Origin of the sequence: Amycolatopsis oliviviridis, from assembly GCF_014654365.1 — a bacterium.
In the GTDB taxonomy this organism is placed as follows: Bacteria; Actinomycetota; Actinomycetes; order Mycobacteriales; family Pseudonocardiaceae; genus Amycolatopsis; species Amycolatopsis oliviviridis.
This window is the reverse complement of the sequence record NZ_BNAY01000007.1, coordinates 319,955-325,966: the sequence shown is the minus strand read 5'-3', so window position 1 is coordinate 325,966 and position 6,012 is coordinate 319,955. Positions and strand designations below refer to the sequence as shown.

Below are 6,012 nucleotides of genomic sequence, written 5' to 3'. Positions count from 1 at the left end.
CACCTCCTTACCCGACGATCACCACCACGGACTCATTCTTGGCACAGCAACGGCTTTCTCAACCGCCGGCTTTTCGCATCTCTTCACCCAGTTGCTGGTCGAAGGCCTTGGCGTTGTCCTCGTCCAGGCCCACGAACTCGTCGACGGTCTTGTTGACGCCGGTGACCGTCTCGCCCAGACCCTCCGTCAGTTGCCCGAGCGTCTGCCGGGCCCCTTCCGAGTCGCCCTTGTAGCCGCCTGCGAACTTCTTGCCGATCTCGTCGTCACCCCAGCACCCTTCGTACTGGTCGAGGGTTCCGTTGAGCGCGCCCAGCGCGGCCATCAGATCGCTGGTGACCGAGGCCAGACCGGCCGTCGCCTGCCGCACGCCGTCAGGGTCGATCCGGAACTGCTCAGCCATGGGAGTCGCCCCCGTCACGGTTCTTGGACCTGCCTGACGAGATCTCCTCCATGCCGCCCACCTGGTCGAGCATCGGCGAGATCAAGGTGTCCAGCAGTTCCAGCGGATCCGCCTTGCCCGCGGCGAGGTCCTGGAAGTTCAGGCCGGTCGCGCTGCCGGTGCCCATGAGCTCGGACATCTTGGCAGCGCTCTCGGCGCGTCCACGCTGCAGTGTCTCGACGACGACGCTGGCCAGCTGCGCCGGCGCGAGCTTGCGGTATTTGGCTTCGTTGAACGACATCTCGACGAGTTCGCCTCGTCCGTCGAACGTCATCGACAGGGACTGGTCCTTCGCCCGGACCGTCGTCCGCCCGTCACGCCAGTGTTCGCTGAGCTTGCCGAGCTTCTCGCGTTCCCGTTCCAGCGCGGCCATGGCCTCCTCGATACCGGCGTCGGGATCGAACCGGTTCTCTGTGGACATCTCAGTTCTCCTTACGCGAATCGGGACGACCTAACACGGGCAATGAAGACGCGGCAGGGTCAGCGCCGCCGACTTCCTTGCCCGGCAAGGGATCGCGGTCGCTTTCATCGACGGACGGAGGCGGCGCCACAGGGCGCCCGAGTACCAACGCGCCCTCACTGGAAGCATTCCAAACTTGGGAGTCCGCTCCCAGCAAACCGGCCGGATGGTGATCGTTCGTTGAATCTTCGTGCCCCTGCGCGCCCCGGGAAATGTGGCCTCCATAACCACCGATGAACGCGGCATCGCCTGCTCTGCCCGTACTCGCGGAATGGGGCGCGAGCAGCGGTGTGTCGGGCAGCGTCGTCCCGGCAGCTTCTCCCGGCACCGGACGGAAGGCGGGCGAAGCAGGCAAGGCTGCTTCCAGGGGACCTTTGCCCGGCGCTGCCAGAATATCCGCGGACAGGGCTCCGCCGGGCAGGGCCGACGAACCGACCGGTCCGCGACCGGGGTCGGGGGCGTTCTGGAGCGGAGGCAGGGGTTGCGTGGCGGTCGCGTGCGCGGTCGCAACCTGGGGCGTCGTGGACGTCGCTGGTGCTGCGGACGTCGCGGGCGCCACAGGTGCGGGCGCCGCCGTGGTGGCCGGTTGTGCCGCTGCGCTCGCCTTCTGGGGCGCCGACGCTTCGCGAAGCTCCGGACCCGCCGACGTAGAGACCACCTTCTCCGGCCGCTCCTCGCGCGCATTCTCGCGATCCCGCTCGCGTTTGGCGAAGCCATGTTCTTGCTTCGCTCCGGCGGGCCGGGACGCGGCGGGCTTCGCCGTACGGCCCAGCACGGACGCGCCGACCGTGTGAAGCCCGGCGGCCGCCGGAAGGACCATCGCCATCGGGACCGCCGCGTCACCCCGTCCCAGCACCGCGGGGACGACGGCGTCCTCATCCGTCCGCGAAGCCGAAACCGGAGTGGCGGCCGACGAGCCCCGCCCCACGGACCCGGTACCGGACGCAAAGGCGGACGCCGCCATCGGTGCGAGAGCCAGCGCCGCCGGCGCGGCCATACCGGGTTCGTGTCCGGCGGGCCGGCCGGCGGTCTGCGGGTGCACGATGACTGCCGGAAGGTTCTGCACGGTCTGCCGCGCGCCCCCGCCCCCGGCAGCTCCGGAGGCGGCCGCCTGCTTCTGCTCGGTGACGGCTTCGGGAAGCGGCACGACGCCGACGCCGATGTCGCGATAGGCCGTGCCGAGGTCGTGCAGAACCTGTCGGGTGGCGTCTACGTCGCCACTGCGGTTCTGCGTCTGCAAGTCACGGATCCGCTGCTGCGCGTGGGCCAGGGCGTCGCCCGTCCGGCGCAGGGCCTCTCCGTAGCCCGGGGTGGCCATGGCCTGCACGACCGAGCCGGTGGCACCGGTCACCCGCTGCACCAGTTCCTCGAACGAATCCGCGCCCCGGCCGGTCCAGGCTTCCCACAGGTTCCGGGTTTGACGCCGCAGGTCGTCCTGGACCTGTTCCAGCCTCGCCATCGCGGTGTCGAACGCGGCCGCACGCTCGTAGAAGACATTCGGGCTCACTTCGTTGATCAGCTGCGCGAGCTGATCGGCGGTGAGGAGCTGAAGTTCCGGGTCGTCAACCGGATCGGGTTCGGGGGCTTCCACGGATCAGGTCCTGCCCAGCACCTGGTTCTGCGAGGCGGCGTCATCCCCGTCGCCCCAGGCACCCTCTTCGGCCTGCATCCAGATCTGCGGCTCCCGTTCCTTGTTGTCCTGCTGACCGCCGCCGCCCATACCGCCCATGCCCATCGGGGACATCGGCATGCCTCCTTGCGCGCCGGCTCCGCCGGGAGCAGCGCCCGGGCTCATGCCGGGACCGCTCTGAGCGCTCGCCGCGGCCGGAGCGGACTGCAACGGCTGGGTGTCGAACCTGGCGGGGCTCTGCCCACCGGCGGCACCACCACCCGCTCCCGCACCGCCACCCGAGGCACCTCCGGCACCGGCGCCACCGGCGGATGGGTCCGCCGACGTCAGGCCGATGTCGCCGGTCCCGGCAGGCCCACCACCCGCTCCGCCGCCGATCCCGCCGCGAGGTGGCTCGAAACTTCCCTTGCCGGGCTCCAGGAATTGGCGCATGGCGTCGTCTTCGCCGCCACCACCGATCTCGCCGATGGCCTTGTGCACGGCCTCCTTCGCATCGGCCAGCGCCTGCCGCTCGGCAGGCGAGTCACCGGGCTGGGAGAGCGCGTCGAGTGCCTTGTCCGCCGACTCCTTCGCCTGGTTCAGCGCCTGATCGTGCTGGGGGCCGTCGAGCCCGGCGGCGTCGTTGATCTGGCCGATGGCCTTGTCCGCAGTGGCCCGCGCCTCGTCCAGGGCCTGCTGCCTGCCCGCGTCGTCCCCGGCGCCGCGCAGTCCGTCGATCGCGTTGTCCGCCGCGTTCCGCGCGTCCTCGACACGCTGGAAGTGTTCGGGAGCGGCCGTCTTGGAGATCGCGTCGCTCACCGCGACCTTTGCGTCCTGAAGCGCTTCCTTGCGTTCGGGGTCGTCGCAGTCCTTGAGGAGACTGTCGATCGCCTTCTCGGCCGCGTTCTTCGCGTCCATCAGCACTTCACGGTTCGGGTTCTGGTCCGCCCCAGTGGGATCACCGGCACCCGGTGCCGTCGGGTCCTGCGTTCCGAGACCGTCGATCGCGTCCATGGCGGCTTGTTTGGCCGAGTCCAGACCCTCTTGCCTGGCCTGGGAATCTCCGGGCTTGGCCAAGTCGTCGATCGCCTTGGCGGCCGATTGCTTGGCCTCTTCCAGTTTCGCCTGTTCGGGGCCTCCGGTGAGCTGCCCCGGCGCGGCGGAGGGGTCGGTCAGGCCGTCGATCGCGTCGTCGGCTGCCTGCTTGGCATCCTTCAGGGCCTTCGAGCGCTCCGGGTCGTCCGCTCCCGAGGAGAGGCCGTCGATGGCCTTGCCCGCGGCGTTCTTCGCGTCAGCCAAAGCAGGATTGAGTCCGGCGCCGAGCGGACCGCCGGCTCCCCCGGACGACTCGCCGCCACCCGACGCGCCGTCAGGATCCGTCAGGCCGTCGATCGCCGCGCCCGCGGCGTTCTTCGCGTCCGACAGCGCCTGCTGCGCCTCCGGACTCACGCCCGGGTTCGTGGGCCCGGGCGACTGGGTCGACTGCGTGGCGCCTCCGGCCGAGTCGAGACTACCGGGCTCGAACTTCTCCTTGGGGAGGTTCGGCTGAGCCACGGTGTCGGGCTCGTATTTCTCCTTGGGCAGGTTCGGCTGGGTCCCCTCGGTCGGGATCGCGGTGGTGGGCCCGTACTGGCTGGCGGGCAGATTCGGCTGCGCGCCTTCACCCGGGACGACGGTGTCAGGCTTGTACTGCTCGGCGGGCAGATTCGGCTGTGCGCCCTCGCCCGAGACGACGGTGTCGGGTTTGTATTGCTCGGCGGGCAAGTTGGGCTGGGCCTGGTTCTGCCCGGCGCTCCCGGTCTGCTGTGGACCCACGGACCGCATGACCCGCTTGGGCTCGTTGGGCTGCGCGAGTGGGGCGGCGGTGGCGGTGTTGCCGTCGGAGATGTAGAGCGGGACCAGTTCGGCCCCGCGGTCGTTGTACTGCGTGCCCAGCGCGCCCAGCGCGTTCTGCAGATCCTTCAGCAGCGCGATGTCCATCTTCTCGTACATCGCCTTGACGTCCAGGTCGTACTGCGCCTGGATTTGCGAGACCTGTGCGACCGATTCGGCCTGGCCGACCTGGTTCTCCGCGTTGGTGGTCAGCGAGTTGAGCAGGTTCTGCCTGGTCTCGTCAGCGGCTTCGTGGATACGCCAGTAGCCGTCGGCGAAGATCTGCGAGGCGTGGCCGATGTTGCCCATCGCGCGACCGAACTGCTTCTCGGCCAGTGTCTTGTAGACGTCCTCGCTCGTGTTGAGGATCGCCGTCGCGTACTTGGTGAAACCGTCGCCGGTGTCGCCCTCCAGGGCGTCCCTCAGCGCTTTGATCTCTTTCGCGAACCTGTCGTTGATGGCCGCGAGCGCCTCCGTCGCCACGTTCACGTTCCCTTCGAGCGTGTACCACGCCTCAGCGGACGTGGACCGCGACAAGCTCGCTTGGGAGCCATCCGAGTTGAACACGATGTCGTTGACGGCGCTGTCGATCGCCTCCACCGAGGAGAAGTACGACGGATCCAGCGAAGGCGAAGGCGCCGCATACTGACCGACCAGCGGCGGCGTACCTTGAGAATCGGACATGAATAATCCTTAACCGAGATGGCAGCCAATACCGAGGCCGACAGCCGCGGTGAGCCCGCGGACCGACCTGTTCCTGTTGGAGGCCGAGGTCAGGTGGTGACCTCGTCGTTCATGTTGTCGTTGTACCCGTCACCGTCGTGCGCATCGTTGGCAGCACCGGGATCCGTGGTGTGGTTGTGCTGCTCGTTCTCGGTGTCGGTGTCGAAGTCGTTGACTTCACCGATGATCAGGCCTTCGAGTTCGGCGAGGCTGTTCTTGATCTTTTCGGCGTTCTCACCGTCCGCGTTCTCGAAATCGTTCGCGATGGCGTTGAGCTTTTCCTCGATCTCCGCGAAGGCGATCTTGAGATGCTCCGCGTGCGCGACGATACCGTTCCGGCGGTCGTCGACGACCCGCTCGAGCCAGACGGCGAGTTTGAACTTTCCCGCGTTCGGCCATTGCGGCTTCAACGCTTCGAACGCACTCATGTCGTCCATGATCTTGCCGATGTTGCCGGCCGACGCCCTGATGGCGTCGCCGTCGAATTTGGTGGACATGGCCACTCCCCGCGCTTTCGGCTGCGACTGACGCAGTGTTCAAGGAAAACGGTGTGCCGGGCGGTACACCCGGCACACCGTGACGATCAGAAGGCCTTCGCGCCGTTCTTGTCGGTGTACTGCATGCCGCCCGCACCGTCGCTGAGCGCACGCTTGAGGTTCTCCAGGTTCTCGCGGTTGGCGACCAGGTCGTTCCGGAGGTCGTCCGCGAGCTTCTTGTAGGCGTCCGCCGTCGCACCCGACCAGCCGGCGTCGATGAGGCGCTGCGCACCGGCGGCGAGGTCGTCGGTCTCGTTCTGGATGGCGTTGGCGCGCTGCTGCATCGCCGAAACACACTCTTCGAGCGCCGGGTAGTCGTAAGTGATCGTTCCGTCAGCCATGTGAAGTCTCCTTGAGGTGAAAAGGTTGTGGT

At 68.0% G+C, this 6,012-nt stretch carries 6 protein-coding genes; all 6 read right to left on the bottom strand.

Translation table 11 applies throughout. The features are described from left to right. Positions 1-58 precede the first annotated feature (58 nt). The gene (locus tag IE302_RS29400; RefSeq protein ID WP_191257671.1) at positions 59-400 is read right to left on the bottom strand and encodes a WXG100 family type VII secretion target; all 342 of its coding nucleotides are present in this window, start codon (positions 398-400) and stop codon (positions 59-61) included. Continuing rightward, the gene (locus IE302_RS29395; RefSeq protein ID WP_191257670.1) at positions 393-860 is read right to left on the bottom strand and encodes a YbaB/EbfC family nucleoid-associated protein; all 468 of its coding nucleotides are present in this window, start codon (positions 858-860) and stop codon (positions 393-395) included. The genes IE302_RS29400 and IE302_RS29395 overlap by 8 nt, the downstream gene beginning before the upstream one ends. A gap of 1 nt (position 861) precedes the next feature. Continuing rightward, a complete protein-coding gene (locus IE302_RS29390; protein ID WP_191257669.1) occupies positions 862-2,490 on the bottom strand; it encodes a WXG100 family type VII secretion target in 1,629 nt (542 codons plus the stop codon). Positions 2,491-2,493: 3 nt separating this feature from the next. After that, positions 2,494-5,064, bottom strand: coding sequence for a large repetitive protein (locus IE302_RS29385; protein WP_229907989.1), 2,571 nt, complete (start codon positions 5,062-5,064; stop codon positions 2,494-2,496). Positions 5,065-5,153: 89 nt separating this feature from the next. Further along, positions 5,154-5,600: a hypothetical protein gene (locus IE302_RS29380; protein WP_191257668.1), complete on the bottom strand. Its 447-nt coding sequence runs from the start codon at positions 5,598-5,600 to the stop codon at positions 5,154-5,156. 86 nt (positions 5,601-5,686) lie between these two features. After that, a complete protein-coding gene (locus IE302_RS29375) occupies positions 5,687-5,980 on the bottom strand; it encodes a WXG100 family type VII secretion target (RefSeq protein ID WP_191257667.1) in 294 nt (97 codons plus the stop codon). Positions 5,981-6,012 lie beyond the last annotated feature (32 nt).